This is a genomic window from Arthrobacter sp. NPDC089319 (assembly GCF_040684925.1).
Classification (GTDB): Bacteria; Actinomycetota; Actinomycetes; order Actinomycetales; family Micrococcaceae; genus Crystallibacter.
Genome location: NZ_JBFBGZ010000012.1, coordinates 65,335 through 81,231, shown reverse-complemented (window position 1 = coordinate 81,231; position 15,897 = coordinate 65,335). Strand labels below are relative to the sequence as shown.

The window sequence follows — 15,897 nt, the reverse complement described above, 5'->3', positions numbered from 1 at the left end:
CAGCGCATCCAGGCCGCCTTCGAGGGCGCCGAACTGCTCGACGTCTCCCAAGACGCCATGCGCCAGCGGATGATCAAGTCGGCCGAGGAAATCGAAGTCATCAAGCACGGCGCACGGATCGGCGACCTGGGCGGCGAGGCCATCAAGGCAGCCATCCGCGAAGGCATCAGCGAGTACGAAGTGGCACTGATCGGCACCGAAGCCATGGTGCACGAGATCGCCCGCACCTTCCCGCACCGCGAAGTCCGCGATACCTGGGTCTGGTTCCAGTCCGGCATCAACACCGACGGCGCACACAACTGGGCCACCACGCGCAAGCTGCAGCGCGGCGACATCCTGTCCCTGAACTGCTTCCCGATGACTTCCGGCTACTACACCGCACTGGAGAGGACACTGTTCCTGGGCGAGCCAGACGAGCGCTCCCTCGAACTCTGGAACGTCAACGTGGAAGTCCACCGCCGCGGCCTGGAACTGATCAAGCCCGGCGCGGTCTGCAAGGACATCGCGGCGGAGTTGAACGAGATCTACATCGGCCACGGGCTGCTTCCGAACCGCACCTTCGGGTACGGCCACTCCTTCGGCGTCCTCTCGCACTACTACGGACGCGAGGCCGGTCTGGAACTGCGCGAGGACATCGATACCGTCCTGGAACCGGGCATGGTGGTTTCCATGGAACCGATGATCACCGTAGCCGACGGCGAACCCGGTGCCGGCGGCTACCGCGAACACGACATCCTCGTGATTGGCGAGAACAGCGTCGAAAACATCACCAAATTCGGCTTCGGCCCGGAAAACAACATCATCCAGGCCTGACCTAACCCTGCTGTGGCGAGACCTCGCGGTCCCGCCACAGCAGGACCCTATCCCCTGCATTAACAAGGCCTTGCCCTCGCGGCCGGACCAGCAACCACGATCTTGGAGACAGCATGCGCACCAGCGTGTACATGGAAGAACTCGACGCCTTTACCTACCGCGAACGCATCAGCCAGGACAACGCCGTGGTGCTGATACCCGTTGGCTCCATCGAACAGCACGGCCCGCACATGCCGCTCAATGTCGATGTGCTCCTCTCCAAGGCCCTGGCCGGAGCAACAGCCGAGGCAATCGACGCATTGGTCGCCGCACCGGTGGTCTACGGCTACAAGTCCCAGCAGCGTTCGGGGGGCGGCAACCACCTCCCTGGCACCACCAGCCTGGACGCCACCACCATGATTGCCATCGCGAAGACACTGACGCTGGAATTTGCCCGGCACGGTGCCCGGAACATCGCCTTCATCAACGGCCACTTTGAGAACTACCAGTTCCTGTACGAAGGAGTCGACCTGGCGCTCCGCGAGCTGCACCAGAGCGGCATCGACGACGCAAAAGTGGTGCTGCTCTCCTACTGGGACTTTGTTGACGACGCCACCATCGCCGAGTTGTACCCGAACGGCTTCACCGGCTGGGATCTGGAACACGGCGGCGTGCTGGAGACATCGCTGATGCTGCACTTGTACCCGGAGCGGGTCCGGATGGACAAAGTGGTCGATGCCCCGCCCGCCGTCCTGCCCAACTACGACGTCCTGCCGGTCAGGCCCGAACTGACCCCGGCGTCCGGCTGCCTCTCCTCCGCCGCCGAGGCGACGTCCGGCAAGGGCATCATCCTGCTGGAACGTGCCTCCGCTGGCATGGCCGCAGCCCTCTCCCACGAGTTTCCCGTCGCGGCGCCGCAGCCGGCCCGCCAGAACAATCCCGAATCCGTCGGCGCGCTCTGACGACATGCTGGAACGACGCGGCGATTATGCCTTTGACTACAACCTCCACGGCGGCACGGCACCGGTGACGATGCAGTGGCTGTTCCACGAACAGTCCCGCCTGCCGGTCGCCGTGCAGACATGGGAGCTGCCGCCGGGCGGAACCGAAGGCATGCACTCGCATCCGGACAGCAGCCGCGCGCTCGAGGAACTCTATCTGGTGCTGGAGGGAGCGGCGCGGATGACGGTGGACGGCCAGGTTCACCAGCTGGCCGCGGGCGACGCGGTGCTGGCGCCGGTGGGCTCGGAGCATGATCTGGCCAATACCGGTTCCGGACCGCTGCGCGTGCTGGTCGTCTGGGGAGAGCCCGGCACGGCCGACTACACGGCGTTCGGTTCGCACCGCTCGGCGAAGGCCGCCCGCGCCGGCGACGCCACGAGCGGCTAGGCGACGCTCCCTGCCATGTCCCAACAGCGTCGATCCGGACGGAATTTGAGATTATGGTCCCATGGCTGAACCTGAAGAGCTCGACGACGAGGCATCACCGGACAACCTGAACCGTGGGGTGCAGTCTGTGGACCGCGCCATCACCGTGCTGGAAATCCTGGCCCGGCGCGGGGAATCCGGAGTCAGCGACATCGCCGAGGAAATGGGCGTGCACAAATCCACGGCCTCACGGCTGCTGGCGTCGCTGGACCACCGGGGCATGGTCCAACAGAACACCGAGCGCGGAAAGTACCAGCTGGGGTTCGGCATCCTGCGACTGGCCAACTCCATCCCCGGAAACCTGAGCCTGGTCCGCGAGGCCCGGCCGGTGCTGGAGCAACTGGCCGACCAGTACAAGGAAACCGTGAACCTGGCGGTGCTGCGCTCCAACTTTGCCGTCAACGTGGATCAGGCCCGGGGCACCGCCACTCTGGCAATGTCCGACTGGATCGGCAGCCTAACGCCCCTGCACGCCACCTCAAGCGGCAAGGTGCTGCTGGCCGGGCTCAGCTCGGAGGACCGCTTGAAGATCGTCAAGCAGACGCGGTTGCCGGCGCTGACGGCGAAGACGATCACGTCCCGGCAAAAGCTGGAGAAGGAGCTGCTGCTGGTCTCCGCCAACGGTTACGCCGTGGTCCGGGAGGAATTCGAGATCGGCCTGAACTCCATTGCCGTCCCGGTCTGGGACCACTTGGGATCCGTGATCGGTTCGGTCAGCATTTCCGGTCCCGCGTTCCGGTTCAAGCCGCAGGAGATGCCCGGCCTGATCGAGGACATCAAGCAGGCCGGGCAGGACATCAGCGCCCGGATGGGCTACTCCCGCGAGAGCTGAACCGTGCCGGTGTGGCACCGGCTGCCCATGACGACGACGGCGGCCGGTCGCCGTCGGGGCGGCGGCTGCTCTCAAGTGACTGCGGCGGACGTCAATTGACGACGACGGCGGCTGGCTCCGCCAGGCGGGCCGTGACCCACTTATGGAACGCGCTGATGTGGTGCTCGCTGGGAACCAGCACCCCGCCCTTGGCGTAGATCTTGGAGCTCATCGCCGGCTGGCAGCGTTCGCAGGCGTCGAAGTCCTGCTGATTGACCCGGTGGAACAGTTCCACCGATGCGGTGAGGTCCCTGCCCGCTTCCACCACGCTGGGCATGTACAGCCAGTCGCATTCCACCACGGTCCGGTCGGCGGCCAGCGGAAACATCCGGTGGATGATCACATGGTCGGGCACCAGGTTGACGAAGACCGTCGGTTTGATGGTGATGGCGTAGTAGCGCCGGTCTTGGTCCTCGCCGATGCCCGGAATGCGTTCAAGCCCTTCGGAACCATCCACGGTGAAGCCCTGGATGTCCTCGCCGAATTCGGCGCCGTGTCCCACGAAGTACTGCGCGGCGAGTCCGTCGGCGAATTCGGGCAGCACTTCGGTCAGCTCCGGGTGGATGGTGGCGCAGTGGTAGCACTCCATGAAGTTCTCGATGATGAGCTTCCAGTTGGCCTTCACGTCGTAGCTGATCCGGCGGCCCAGGCTGAGGTTCGCGATGTCGTAACCGGCGATCGCACCGGCGTCGCCCAGCCGCTCTTCGATCGCTCCGACCACATCGCCGTCGAAGGACGGCGGTTCATCCGCCAGGCACAGCCACACGTAGCCCATGTATTCGCGGACCGGCACGTCCACCAGCCCGTACTTCTGCCGGTCGATGTCCGGCATCTTGGTCAGGTTGGGCGCTGCGATGAGCTTGCCATCAAAATCGTACGTCCAGGCATGGTAGGGACATTGGAACGAACGACCTGCCTCCCCGCTCTCTTCGATGCAGAGTTTGACGCCCCGGTGCCGGCAGATGTTGTAGTACGCACGTACCACGCCCTTGCGGTTCCGGGTCACAATGACCGATTCGCGCCCAATCTGCACGGTCCGATAGGCGCCGGCCTTGTCCAGATCGGCGGACCTGACCGCACAGAACCACATCTGCTCGAAGATACGTTCCTGCTCGGCCCGGAAGACGTCGTCGTCAACATAGGTGTGGCCGGGCAAGGTGGCGATCAGGCTCTCCGAGACGATCTCAGCGGTCATGCGGTACTCCTTGGATACAGAATGGTCTTCAGTGTTCGTTGGGGAAGGCTGGTTAGGAGGCTGCGGCCAACGCGCCCGCCGCTGCGTCCGCGTACCGTTCGGCTTCGCGGTTCAAGAACTTGCGCCACTTGGTGAACTGGCGGACCTGGTTGACCCCCAACACGGCGACCGGTTCGTCCCCCGCGTAGTAGACGGCTAAGAAGCTCTGGTCTTCGAGGCAGCCGTGCTCCACCTGGACACGGTCGTGTCCGTGTACATGCCCGGCGAATTGGATCCGCGAGCCGTACTGGTCGGACCAGAAATACGGTGGTTCGACCGTCCGCGGCCCCGGCCCGCCCTGCAACAAGGCGGCAACGGCCAAGGCCGGACGCTCCAGGGCACCGGTCCAGTGCTCAACCCGGTGGTGTGCCTGCAACCGAGGGTTCCACCAGGCCGCGCAGTCGCCGACGGCCACTATCGACGGGATGTTGGTGCGGCCCGCAGCGTCGCAGAGCACGCCGTTGCCCAGCTGGATGCCGGAACCGATCAGCCAGTCGGTGTTCGGCTGCCCGCCGACGCCCACCAGCACAAGGTCCGCGGGAAGCTCCCGGCCGTCGTCGAGCACTACGTGGCTGACGCTGCTTCCATCTTTCCGGAACGATGCGATGGAGGTGCCGCACAGCATGTCCACTCCCCCGGCGGCATGCAGACCGGCCACGGCAGCGCCCATTTTGGCACCCAGGGCCCCGGAGAGCGGGGCGGCGGAACGTTCGATGACCGTCACATCGAGGCCCGCGTCACGCGCCGTCGAGGCGGTTTCGGCGCCGATGAAGCCGGCGCCGACCACCACCATTTTCCGGCCGGGCTGCAATTGCCCGCGCAGCGCACGGGCGTCGTCGAGGGTGCGGAGCGTGAAGACATTGCTGCAGCCATCGACTTCGGGCAGGACCCGCGCCGATGCGCCGGTGGCGAGTACCATTCCGTCCGCGGCGAGGCTCCGTCCGTTGCTGAGCTCTACGGTCATCGACTCAGGGTCCATGCTTTCGGCCTTCACGCCAAGGATCCACTCCGCAGCCAGATCGTCGTCGACCTCCGACAGCGCCAGGTCCGCCTCAGAAATCCGACCGGCCAGGAAGTCCTTGGACAGCGGCGGACGGTCATAGGGTGGATGGAGTTCCTCCCCCACGATGACCAGCCGGCCTGCAAAACCCTGCGCGCGTGCCGCGCGGGCAGCGGAGAGACCGGACAGTGATGCCCCGATGACGACGAGGGTCTGCATAGGGAGGCCTTTCAGAACAGCAGCGGGTGGGTCCATCAAGTAGCGCTGTACGCAACAAGATGCGCTATGTGAAACAGAATGAAGAGTCCCGCCCACACTGTCAAGGGCTTTGCGCTGCCTATTTTTTGGGCGGGGAAAAATGCGGGCAGACCCTTGACAACGGAATGTGGCGGGGCACACTGTTGCCTATTGTGAACATCGTTGTTCAGCACGGAACTTTCCGCGTTTCGCGGTGGCTAGAAAGAAGGCGCCCCATGCACGAAGCCTGCCCGTTGAGCCAGCTGGCACCCGGCGACGCCATCAGGCTGGACACATCGCCCCCCATCGCTGTCTTCCACACCGAAGAAGGCGAACTCTTCGCCATCGACGACACCTGCACCCATCAGGACGCCTCGCTGGCCGACGGATGGGTGGAGGGCTGCGAAGTCGAATGCCCGCTGCACGCATCAAAATTCAATCTGCGCACCGGCGGGGTTGACGCGCCACCGGCTAAACTGCCGGTCCGGGTCCACGAGGTGGTCGTCCAGGACGGCACCATCATGGTCCAGGAGTCGGAAGCGGCACCCAACCTTCCGCCCGGCCTGAAGGTCGACGGGCACGTGTAGTCGGCGGACGGGGAGCGATGGCGACCGCCAGCCAGCAACCAACCTGCCCGCCGCGGCCCGGAGATTCCACCCGTGCACTATGTCCCCCAAAACCCGCCTATTCCGTCCACGCACCTTGGCCCGTCCAGTTTTCTAAAGGAGCATTGCCGCATGAGCACCACCCCGCGCGTAGTCATCATTGGAGCCGGGATCGTTGGCGCCAACCTGGCGGATGAATTGGCCGCCCGCGGCTGGATAAACGTCACCGTTTTGGAGCAGGGCCCGCTGCATCTGGCCGGCGGCTCAAGCTCTCATGCCCCGGGGCTGGTGTTCCAAACGAACCCGTCCAAGACCATGACCGAATTCGCCGGCTACACGGTGGACAAAATGCTCTCGCTGACGGCTGACGGCCTCTCCTGCTTTAACCAAGTGGGCGGGCTGGAGGTGGCCACCACGCCCGCCCGCTTCGAAGATCTCAAGCGCAGGGCCGGCTTCGCCGCGTCTTGGGGCGTGGAGGCCCGGCTGATAGATCCGGATGAGTGCGAGAAATATCATCCGCTGCTGCCCGCCGGCAACGTGCTCGGCGGCCTGCACATCCCCTCCGACGGCCTGGCGCTGGCCGCCCGCGCCGTCCGCTTGCTGATTGCCCGTGCCTCCGCCGCCGGAATCGAATTCCGCGGTTCCACCACCGTGACAGGCATCGAGCACGACGGCGGACGGGTCACCGCGGTGGCGACCGATACCGGGAGGGTGCCGGCCGACGTCGTTGTTTGTTGCGCAGGATTTTGGGGGGCGAAGGTGGGCGCAATGGCCGGCATGACCGTGCCGCTGCTCCCGCTAGCGCACCAATATGTGAAGACTTCCGCCCTGCCGGAACTGGCCGGCCGGAACGAGCTGCCCAACGGTGCGCGGCTGCCCATCCTGCGGCACCAGGACGCGGACCTGTACTTCCGCGAGCATGGTGACCGGCTCGGGATCGGCTCCTACGCGCACCGCCCCATGCCGGTGGATCTGGCTGGGCTGCCCGCCGTCCCGGCCGCCGAGATGTCCGACGACCGGATGCCGTCCCGGCTGGACTTCACGCCGGCGGACTTCGATCCGTCCTGGCGGGAGAGCCAGCGGCTGTTGCCCGCGCTCCACGGCGCCAGCATCACCGACGGCTTCAACGGCATTTTCTCCTTCACCCCCGACGGCGGACCGCTGATCGGCGAGTCGCCGGAAGTCGCCGGGTTCTACCTGGCGGAAGCCGTGTGGGTGACCCATTCCGCCGGCGTGGCCAAGGCGGTGGCGGAACTGCTGGTGGACGGCAGGTCGCAGACGGACCTGCACGACGGCGATGTCCGCCGGTTCGAAGATGTGCAGCTGGCCCCGGACTACATCAGCCAGACGTCGCAGCAGAACTTTGTGGAGATCTACGACGTGCTGCACCCGCTACAACCGCGCGAGTCGCCGCGGAACCTGCGCACCAGCCCGTTCTTCGGCCGCCAGCAGGAACTTGGCGCGGTGTTCCTGGAGTCCGGCGGCTGGGAGCGCCCGCATTGGTACGAAGCGAACGCGCCGCTGCTGGCCGACCTGCCGCAGGAGTGGCGGGAACCCGACCGCGAAGTCTGGGCAGCCCGCTATCACTCCCCCATTGCCGCCGTCGAAGCGTGGAAGACGCGCACCGCCGTCGCCATGTATGACATGACCCCGCTCAAACGGGTTGAGGTCTCCGGTCCGGGCGCGCTGCCGCTGCTGCAGCGGCTGAGCACCGGCCAGCTGGACAAGCGGCCCGGCGCGGTGACCTACTGCCTGCTGCTGGATGCCGCGGGCGGCGTCCGGAGCGACATCACCGTGGCGCGGCTGGCGACGGAACGGTTCCAGGCCGGCATCAACAACAACGCCGATTACGAGTACCTGCGTGGCGAGGCGGCCGCGCAGTCTGCAGCGGATCCGGCCCGGTGGGCCCAGGTCACGGACATCACGCCGGGAACGTGCTGCATTGGACTGTGGGGGCCGCTGGCGCGCGAGGTCATGGCCAAGGTCAGCGCCGACGATTTCAGCAACGCTTCACTGAAGTACTTCAGGACGGCACAGGTGCGCATCGCCGGGTTGACGGTCACGGCCATGCGGCTTTCCTATGTGGGCGAACTGGGCTGGGAGCTGTACACCTCTGCGGACCAGGGCTTGCGGCTGTGGGACGCACTGTTCGAGGCCGGGCAGGAGCAGGGCCTCATCGCCGCCGGCCGTGCGGCCTTCAACAGCCTGCGGCTAGAGAAAGGGTACCGGCTCTGGGGCACCGACATGACCACCGAGCACACGCCGGAGGAAGCCGGCGTCGGCTTTGCGGTCAAGGCGGACAAGGGCGACTTTGTTGGTGCCTCTGCGCTGGCGGCTGCCGGGCCGCCGACCCGCAGGCTGCGCTGCCTGACCATCGACGACGGCCGGTCGGTGGTGATGGGCAAGGAACCGGTCTATGTGGACAACGACCTGTCCGGTTATGTCACCAGCGCCGCGTTCGGCTACACGGTGGGGCGGCCGGTGGCCTACGCTTGGCTCCCCGCGGACACGTCCGAAGGCGACACGGTGGAGATCGAGTACTTCGGTCGCCGCGTTCCCGCCACGGTCGCCGCCGAACCGCTGGTCGATCCCGGCATGGAACGGCTGCGCAGCTGACGGCGGCATGGTCCTTGGGCGTGCGCGGTCAGCGGCCATGTGCGTCGTGACGCCGTGCGCGGTCAGCGGCGCAGCGTGTTCAGGGCCGCAGCAGCACCTTGATGGCGCGGCGTTCGTCCATCGCACTGTAGGCTTTCGCGGCGTCCTCCAGCGGCATCACGGCGTCGAAGACCCTGCCGGGATTGATTCTGCCGGCCAGCACGTCCTCGAGAAGTTCGGGCAAATACTGTCGGGTGGGAGCGGAGCCGCCGGCCACGGAAATGTTCTTACGAAACAGGGTCCAGACCGGCAACTCGGCACCGCCCACCGGTACGCCCACGAAACCGACCGCACCGCCCGGCCGGGTGCAGCGGAGCGCCTGGTCCATCGACTCCGCCGTGCCCACGCATTCGAGCACTGAATCGGCGAGGACGCCGCCGAGCAGTGCCTTGACTTGGTCCGCCGCTGCCTTGCCGCGTTCCGCGACAATGTCGGTGGCGCCAAACTCACGTGCCAGCGCCGCGCGGTCTTCATGCCGCGACATAGCGATGATCCGCTCCGCGCCCAGCCGTTTGGCAGCCAGTACCCCGCAGAGCCCCACGGCGCCGTCGCCGACCACCACGACAGTGCGTCCCGGGCCGGCCTTGGCGCTGAGGGCCGCGTGGTGGCCCGTGCCCATCACGTCGGAGAGCGTGAGCAGGCTCTTGGCCAGGGCGTCATCCGGCTGGCTGACTCCGGGAACGGTCACCAGCGTGCCGTCGGCAAGTGGCACCCGGACCGCCTCGCTCTGGCCGCCGTCGACCGGCAGGCCATGCTCATCGGTGCCTCCCCAGCTGGCCCGGTGCTCGCAGGACGTCTGCACGCCGTCCCGGCAGGCCCGGCACTGGCCGCAGCTGATCGCCCACGGCGCGATCACCAGGTAGCCGACGGACAAGGTAGTGACCTGGTCGCCGATGGCCTCCACGATGCCGATGAACTCATGCCCGATGGGATGCGGATCCCCTGGCTCACGTGCGCCGCGGTACGGCCAGAGGTCGGAGCCGCAGACGCAGGAGGCCGTCACCCGCACCACGGCGTCGGTCGGGGCGAGGATTTCCGGAGCGGGGCGCTCTTCAACCCGAATGTCGCCCGGTCCGTGGATAATGGCAGCGCGCATGTGTCCTCCTGAGCAGTGGTGTTGTGTCCAGCCTAAACGGGTCTCGGCGGCCGCCAGAAAACAGTGAAGCCCGCCACCTTGTGTTGGTGGCGGGCTTCGTCAACTGGTGGCGGTGTGCCTAGAGGTTGGAGGCTTCCTCGTGCTCCGGGTACACCTCGCGCAGCAGGTGCGCGGTCTCGGACGGGGTCTTGCCGACCTTGACGCCCGCGGCCTCGAGGGCTTCCTTCTTGGCCTGCGCGGTGCCGCTGGAGCCGGAGACGATGGCGCCGGCGTGGCCCATCGTCTTGCCCTCCGGTGCGGTGAAGCCGGCCACGTAGCCGACAACCGGCTTGGTGACGTGGTTCTTGATGTACTCGGCGGCACGTTCCTCGGCGTCGCCGCCGATTTCGCCGATCATCACGATGGCCTTGGTCTCCGGATCCGCCTCGAACGCAGCCAGGGCGTCGATGTGGGTGGTGCCGATGACCGGGTCGCCGCCGATGCCGATAGCGGTGGAGAAGCCGAGGTCGCGCAGTTCGTACATCATCTGGTAGGTCAGCGTGCCGGACTTGGAGACCAAGCCCACGCCGCCCTTGCCGGTGATGTTCGCCGGGGTGATGCCCACCAGGGACTCGCCCGGGGTAATGATGCCGGGGCAGTTCGGGCCGATGATGCGGGTGATCTGGTTGCCGTTGGCGTCCTTCTTGGACTGTGCCAGCGCCCAGAACTCGGCGGAGTCCTGTACCGGCACACCCTCGGTGATCACGACGACCAGGCCGATCTCGGACTCGATGGCCTCGACCACGGCGTCCTTGGTGAAAGCCGGCGGCACGAAGACGATGGAGACGTCGGCGCCGGTCTCGGCCATGGCTTCCTTGACCGTGCCGAACACCGGCAGGGTCTTCTCACCGTGGGTCACGGTGGTGCCGGCCTTGCGGGCGTTCACGCCGCCCACAATGTTGGTGCCGGCGTGGAGCATGCGTGCGGTGTGCTTGGAGCCCTCGCCGCCGGTGATGCCCTGGACGATGACCTTCGAGTCCTTGTTGATGAAGATAGACATATTCTTAGTTCCTCGGTCCTTAGGCGTTGGCCAGTTCGGCGGCCTTGTCGGCGCCCTGGTCCATGGTCAGGGCCAGGGTGACCAGCGGGTGGTTGGCGTTGAGCAGGATCTGCCGGCCTTCATCGACGTTGTTGCCGTCGAGACGGACGACCAGCGGCTTGGTGGCCTTCTCGCCCAGGATTTCCAGCGCCTTGACAATGCCGTTTGCCACGGCGTCGCAAGCGGTGATGCCGCCGAAGACGTTCACGAACACGCTCTTGACTTGGCTGTCATTGAGGATCACGTCCAGGCCCGCAGCCATGACCTCGGCCGAGGCACCGCCGCCGATGTCCAGGAAGTTGGCGGGCTTGACGTTGCCGTGGTTCTCGCCGGCGTAGGCGACCACGTCCAGGGTGGACATGACCAGGCCCGCGCCGTTGCCGATGATGCCAACCTGGCCGTCGAGCTTGACGTAGTTCAGGTCCAGCTCCTTGGCCTTGGCCTCGAGCGGATCCGCGGCGTCCTTGTCCTCAAGTTCCTCGTGGCCGGGCTGGCGGAAGGAGGCGTTCTCGTCCAGCGAGACCTTGCCGTCCAAGGCGACAATGTCGCCGGCGCCGGTCTTGACCAGCGGGTTGACCTCAACCAGGGTGGTGTCTTCCTTCTTGAACACGTCCCAGAGCTTGATGATGACCTCGGCCACCTTCGGGCGCAGTTCCTCGGCGAACCCGGCTTCGGCGACGATCTCGTCGGCCTTGGCCTGGTCGATGCCGACGGCGGGGTCAACCGCAACCTTGGCGAGGGCGTCAGGCCGCTCGACAGCCAGCTGCTCGATCTCCATGCCGCCCTCTACCGAGCACATGGCCAGGTAGTTGCGGTTGGCCCGGTCCAGCAGCACGGAGAAGTAGTACTCCTCGGCGATGTCGGCACCCTGGGCGATCATGACCTTGTTGACGGTGTGGCCCTTGATGTCCATACCGAGGATGTTGGAGGCGTGTTCGAATGCCTCGTCCGGGGTCTTGGCGACCTTGACGCCGCCGGCCTTACCGCGGCCTCCGACCTTCACCTGAGCCTTGACGACAACTACGCCGCCAATTTTCTCAGCAGCTGCCTTGGCTTCTTCTGGGGTGTACGCAACGATTCCAGCCAGCACGGGTACTCCGTGTGCCTCGAAGAGATCGCGCGCCTGGTATTCAAACAGGTCCACGGGTTGTGTCCTTCTACGTCGAAGTCGTTTCTGACTCGGAGCGGCATCCGCGGTTGGCCGTGACGGTAGCCACGGACGGTGGACGGATGCCTGCAATGCTCCATGGGGAACTCTAGTCCCTTTGGCGTCGGGGGCCGGTCCCAGACTACCGCTTTAGTGGCCAAGGGCACACTTCTACAACTTGTAGAATGGTCACGGGTTGAGGTATCGGCGCCGTGCGGCTAATGCTTGCTGCCAACTTCCGCTTGATCGACGACGGCGGTGTCCCCGCCTTGGGCGGCGTGCTCGCCCTGCGCAGCGCCCCCACCCTGCGCGGCGGCGGTCGAGGGCGCGCTGCCCTTGATGACGGTCTGGTTCAGCAGCGGGATCCGCAGCCCCTCCTGGGCCAGCGCACCCTTCAGGCGTGCCCGCATCTCGCGTGCCACCCCCCACTGCTCCAAGGGCTTAGTGCGGATCGCCAGCCGGATTACCACGGATTCGCCGGTCAGGGCCTCAACGCCCCAGACCTCCGGATCGTCCAGGATCAGCCTGCGGTAAGCCTCGTCCTCACGCAGATCCATCGCGGTCTTGAGGATCAGCTCGGAGACCTTCTCCACATCGGAGTCGTAAGGGACCGGGATGTCCAGCACCGCCCGCGCCCAGCCTTGCGAGGAGTTGCCCACGCGCAGGATCTCGCCGTTGCGGACATGCCACAGTGTGCCGTCCACGGCGCGCACCTGGGTGACGCGGAGGCCGACCGACTCCACTGTGCCGGATGCCTCGCCCAGATCGACCACATCGCCGATGCCGTACTGATCTTCGGCGACCATGAACAGTCCGGACAGGTAATCCTTGACCAGGGTCTGGGCGCCGAAGCCGATGGCCACACCGGCGATACCGGCGCTGGCCAGCAGCGGGCCGAGGTTGAACTTCAGCTCGGTGAGCACCATCAGGATGGTGAGCGTGGCCAGCACGATCGTGGTGATCGAACGCAGCACCGATCCGATCGTCTTCGAACGCTGGGCGCGTCGAACCGCGGCGATCGGCGAATCCTGCATCAGCCAGTAGCGCGGGTCTTTGCTGTTCTTGCGCGCCGCGGCGGGATCGAATTTGTCCAGCTTGGCGGTCTCGCCGTCCGCGATCTTTCCGGTGACGCGTTTGATCACCATCCGCAGGACAATATTCGCCAGGAATCCACCCAGCAGGATCAGCGACACGCGCAGCGGGGTGTCGAGCCAAAAGGAGGGGGTCGCCAGCTGTTCCAGGGTATTCATGTCCACGCCATCCATGGATAAGAACGCTAAGCGCCGAGGCACGCCGCTGCCAAATGCAGCAACGGAAACGTGGCGAATCTCCCAGTGGGAGTTGACGTCCGGTTAAACGATCTTGGTCAGAGGAGCATACCGCAGCAGCAGCCGCTTCTCGCCGGCGTCGAACTTCACCTTGGCCACCGTCTTGTCACCGGCACCTTCAAGGCACAGCACCGTGCCATTGCCGAAGCTGGTGTGGTTGACCTTGTCCCCGATGGCCAGCGCGATGACTTCCTTTTGCGGTTGCACGCGGCCGGCCCGGGTCTTGGCGCTGGTGATGGACGGCGCCGATCCGCGCAGATTGCTGATGTCCTGGTTGCTGGCCGTGCCGGCACCCCAGTGCGAGCCTCCGTAGCGGCTGGACCCGAAGCTGCCTGCAGAGGCAAAGGTCGGCCGTGCGCTGCCCTCGCGTTTCCAGTCGATCAGTTCGGCCGGCACCTCTTCGATGAACTGGCTGGCCGGATTGAACTGGCTCTGGCCCCACATGCTGCGGGACTCGGACCGGGTCAGGTACAGCCGCTTGCGGGCCCGGGTCAGGCCCACATAGGCCAGCCGGCGCTCCTCGGCGAGCTCCTTGGGGTCGGACATCGAGCGCTGGTGCGGGAAGACCCCGTGTTCCATGCCGGTGAGGAAAACCACCGGGAATTCCAGCCCCTTGGCGGTGTGCAGGGTCATCAGCGTGACCACGCCCTGGTCCTTGGCCAGCTGTGCAGCCTCGGCGTCCGGTGCGTCGGGGATCTGGTCTGCGTCCGCGACCAGCGAGACCTGTTCCAGGAATTCGGACAAAGACCCCTCGGGGTTGTCGCGCTCGTATTCCCGCACCACTGCCACCAGCTCCGCGAGGTTCTCCACGCGGGACTCGTCCTGCGGGTCGGTGCTTTGCCGCAGCATGGCCAGATAGCCGGTCTGCTCCAGCACGGCCTCCAACGCCGCGGCAGCGCCTGAACCCGAGGCGACCTCGGCCAGGTCGTCGATGAGCTTCACGAAGCCGGCCACCGCGTTCACCGAACGAGTCGCCATGCCGGGCGCGTCCTCGGCCCGGCGCAGCGCCGCCATGAACGAGACCCGGTCCCGTTCCGCCAGGGCGGCCACCGCGTACTCGGCGCGGTCACCGATCCCGCGCTTGGGTTCGTTGAGAATCCGGCGCAGGTTGACCACGTCGTCCGGGTTGACGAGGACCCGGAGGTAGGCCAGCGCGTCCTTGATTTCCTTGCGCTCATAAAAGCGGGTGCCGCCCACCACCTTGTAGGGCAGCCCCACCCGGACCAGCAGGTCCTCAATGGAGCGGGACTGGGCATTGGTTCGGTAGAACACGGCAATATCGCCGGGCCGCACCCCTTCTGAGTCCTGCAGTCGGTCGATCTCATCGGTTATGAACCGGGCCTCGTCGTGCTCGTTTTCGCCCACGTAGCCGATGATCTTTTCGCCGTCCCCCTCGGCGGTCCACAGCCGCTTGGCCGGGCGGTTCGGGTTCCGCGAAATGACCGAGTTGGCCGCGCTCAGGATGGTCTGCGTGGACCGGTAGTTCTGCTCCAGGAGGATGGTGCGTGCGTTGGCGTAGTCCTTTTCGAAGTCCACGATGTTGCGCACGTCCGCCCCGCGGAACGCGTAAATCGACTGATCCGAGTCGCCCACCACGGTCAGTTCGCCGGCCGGAAGCGCACCGTCCTCGGACTCGCGGGTCAACTCACGCACCAGTTGGTACTGGGCGTGGTTGGTGTCCTGGTATTCGTCCACCAGCACATGGCGGAAGCGGCGTCGGTAAGAGTCGGCAATCGCCGGGAAGGCCTGGAAGATGAAGACCACTTGGGCGATCAGGTCGTCGAAGTCCATGGCGTTGGCCTGGCGCATCCGCTGCGTGTAACCGGTGTAGACCGAGGCGACCGCCTGCTCGAACGGATCCGAGTAGTTGGCGGTGGAGGCAAAGGCCTCGTCGTCGATCAGTTCGTTCTTCAGCGCCGAGATCTTGTGCTGAATGGTTTTGGGCGGGAACCGCTTCGGATCCAGGTCCAGCCCCTTGGCCACCTGGTTGACCATCCGCAGCGTGTCGGCCGAGTCGTAAATGGAGAAGTTCGAGTTCAGCCCTACGTGCTTGGCCTCGCGGCGCAGGATCTTCACGCACGAGGAGTGGAACGTGGAGATCCACATCCGCTTGGCCGGGTCCCCCACCAGCGACTCAATCCGCTCGCGCATCTCCGCGGCGGCCTTGTTCGTGAAGGTGATCGCCAGGATTTCGCCCGGACGCGCCCGACGGGTGGCCAGCAGGTAAGCGATGCGGTGGCTGAGCACGCGGGTCTTGCCGGATCCGGCACCGGCGACGATGAGCAGCGGGGAGCCGGCGTGTTTGACGGCTTCTTCCTGCTGCGGGTTCAGCCCCGAAAGCAGCTCTTCTGCGCCGGGCAGATGCGGGGCGGGCGGAGAGGCAACATGCGAGTCGAAGGCCGGGTCGGTGAGGAAATCCATGGTTC

At 65.9% G+C, this 15,897-nt stretch carries 13 protein-coding genes; 6 read left to right on the top strand and 7 right to left on the bottom strand.

The window, feature by feature from the left end:
• The 4 genes from AB0N75_RS16230 to AB0N75_RS16215 form a co-directional block, all read left to right on the top strand.
• Positions 1–813: M24 family metallopeptidase (locus AB0N75_RS16230; protein WP_364651979.1), on the top strand; the 813-nt coding region annotated here is incomplete at its 5' end.
• Between the two features lie 113 nt (positions 814–926).
• Entirely contained in the window at positions 927–1,754 is an 828-nt protein-coding gene (locus tag AB0N75_RS16225) for a creatininase (RefSeq protein ID WP_364651978.1), read from the top strand.
• Positions 1,755–1,758: 4 nt separating this feature from the next.
• Entirely contained in the window at positions 1,759–2,181 is a 423-nt protein-coding gene (locus AB0N75_RS16220; RefSeq protein WP_364651976.1) for a cupin domain-containing protein, read from the top strand.
• A 61-nt stretch (positions 2,182–2,242) separates the two neighbouring features.
• Positions 2,243–3,052, top strand: coding sequence for an IclR family transcriptional regulator (locus AB0N75_RS16215; RefSeq protein WP_364651974.1), 810 nt, complete (start codon positions 2,243–2,245; stop codon positions 3,050–3,052).
• Between the two features lie 91 nt (positions 3,053–3,143).
• On the opposite strand, the gene AB0N75_RS16210 is transcribed toward AB0N75_RS16215, so the two are convergent.
• Positions 3,144–4,286 carry an aromatic ring-hydroxylating dioxygenase subunit alpha gene (locus tag AB0N75_RS16210; RefSeq protein ID WP_364651972.1) on the bottom strand — a complete coding sequence of 381 codons (1,143 nt, stop codon included), beginning with the start codon at positions 4,284–4,286 and terminating at the stop codon, positions 3,144–3,146.
• Positions 4,287–4,338: 52 nt separating this feature from the next.
• A complete protein-coding gene (locus AB0N75_RS16205; RefSeq protein ID WP_364651970.1) occupies positions 4,339–5,544 on the bottom strand; it encodes an FAD-dependent oxidoreductase in 1,206 nt (401 codons plus the stop codon).
• A 254-nt stretch (positions 5,545–5,798) separates the two neighbouring features.
• On the opposite strand from AB0N75_RS16205, the gene AB0N75_RS16200 reads away from it, so the two are divergent.
• Both AB0N75_RS16200 and AB0N75_RS16195 read left to right on the top strand, forming a co-directional pair.
• Entirely contained in the window at positions 5,799–6,149 is a 351-nt protein-coding gene (locus AB0N75_RS16200) for a bifunctional 3-phenylpropionate/cinnamic acid dioxygenase ferredoxin subunit (RefSeq protein WP_364651968.1), read from the top strand.
• Positions 6,150–6,299: 150 nt separating this feature from the next.
• On the top strand, positions 6,300–8,783 hold the full coding sequence (locus AB0N75_RS16195) for an FAD-dependent oxidoreductase (protein WP_364651966.1): 2,484 nt from the start codon (positions 6,300–6,302) through the stop codon (positions 8,781–8,783).
• 79 nt (positions 8,784–8,862) lie between these two features.
• Here the strand turns inward: AB0N75_RS16195 and AB0N75_RS16190 are convergent, their stop codons facing one another.
• The 5 genes from AB0N75_RS16190 to pcrA form a co-directional block, all read right to left on the bottom strand.
• Positions 8,863–9,918, bottom strand: coding sequence for a zinc-dependent alcohol dehydrogenase family protein (locus AB0N75_RS16190; protein WP_364651964.1), 1,056 nt, complete (start codon positions 9,916–9,918; stop codon positions 8,863–8,865).
• Positions 9,919–10,036: 118 nt separating this feature from the next.
• Positions 10,037–10,957 (bottom strand): succinate--CoA ligase subunit alpha, encoded by a 921-nt coding sequence (sucD, locus tag AB0N75_RS16185; protein ID WP_127515255.1) that lies wholly within the window; start codon positions 10,955–10,957, stop codon positions 10,037–10,039.
• A 19-nt stretch (positions 10,958–10,976) separates the two neighbouring features.
• Positions 10,977–12,140 carry an ADP-forming succinate--CoA ligase subunit beta gene (sucC, locus tag AB0N75_RS16180; protein ID WP_364651962.1) on the bottom strand — a complete coding sequence of 388 codons (1,164 nt, stop codon included), beginning with the start codon at positions 12,138–12,140 and terminating at the stop codon, positions 10,977–10,979.
• A 221-nt stretch (positions 12,141–12,361) separates the two neighbouring features.
• Entirely contained in the window at positions 12,362–13,393 is a 1,032-nt protein-coding gene (locus AB0N75_RS16175) for a mechanosensitive ion channel family protein (RefSeq protein WP_364651960.1), read from the bottom strand.
• 102 nt (positions 13,394–13,495) lie between these two features.
• Positions 13,496–15,892 (bottom strand): DNA helicase PcrA, encoded by a 2,397-nt coding sequence (pcrA, locus tag AB0N75_RS16170; protein ID WP_364651958.1) that lies wholly within the window; start codon positions 15,890–15,892, stop codon positions 13,496–13,498.
• Positions 15,893–15,897 lie beyond the last annotated feature (5 nt).

Excerpts from the sequence above, each read along its gene's own strand:
- AB0N75_RS16225 (WP_364651978.1), top strand. The coding sequence starts at position 927 with ATGCGCACCAGCGTGTACATGGAAGAACTCGACGCCTTTACCTACCGC.
- AB0N75_RS16220 (WP_364651976.1), top strand. The coding sequence starts at position 1,759 with ATGCTGGAACGACGCGGCGATTATGCCTTTGACTACAACCTCCACGGC.
- AB0N75_RS16215 (WP_364651974.1), top strand. The coding sequence starts at position 2,243 with ATGGCTGAACCTGAAGAGCTCGACGACGAGGCATCACCGGACAACCTG.
- AB0N75_RS16210 (WP_364651972.1), bottom strand. The coding sequence starts at position 4,286 with ATGACCGCTGAGATCGTCTCGGAGAGCCTGATCGCCACCTTGCCCGGC.
- AB0N75_RS16205 (WP_364651970.1), bottom strand. The coding sequence starts at position 5,544 with ATGCAGACCCTCGTCGTCATCGGGGCATCACTGTCCGGTCTCTCCGCT.
- AB0N75_RS16200 (WP_364651968.1), top strand. The coding sequence starts at position 5,799 with ATGCACGAAGCCTGCCCGTTGAGCCAGCTGGCACCCGGCGACGCCATC.
- AB0N75_RS16195 (WP_364651966.1), top strand. The coding sequence starts at position 6,300 with ATGAGCACCACCCCGCGCGTAGTCATCATTGGAGCCGGGATCGTTGGC.
- AB0N75_RS16190 (WP_364651964.1), bottom strand. The coding sequence starts at position 9,918 with ATGCGCGCTGCCATTATCCACGGACCGGGCGACATTCGGGTTGAAGAG.
- sucD (WP_127515255.1), bottom strand. The coding sequence starts at position 10,957 with ATGTCTATCTTCATCAACAAGGACTCGAAGGTCATCGTCCAGGGCATC.
- AB0N75_RS16175 (WP_364651960.1), bottom strand. The coding sequence starts at position 13,393 with ATGAATACCCTGGAACAGCTGGCGACCCCCTCCTTTTGGCTCGACACC.
- pcrA (WP_364651958.1), bottom strand. The coding sequence starts at position 15,892 with ATGGATTTCCTCACCGACCCGGCCTTCGACTCGCATGTTGCCTCTCCG.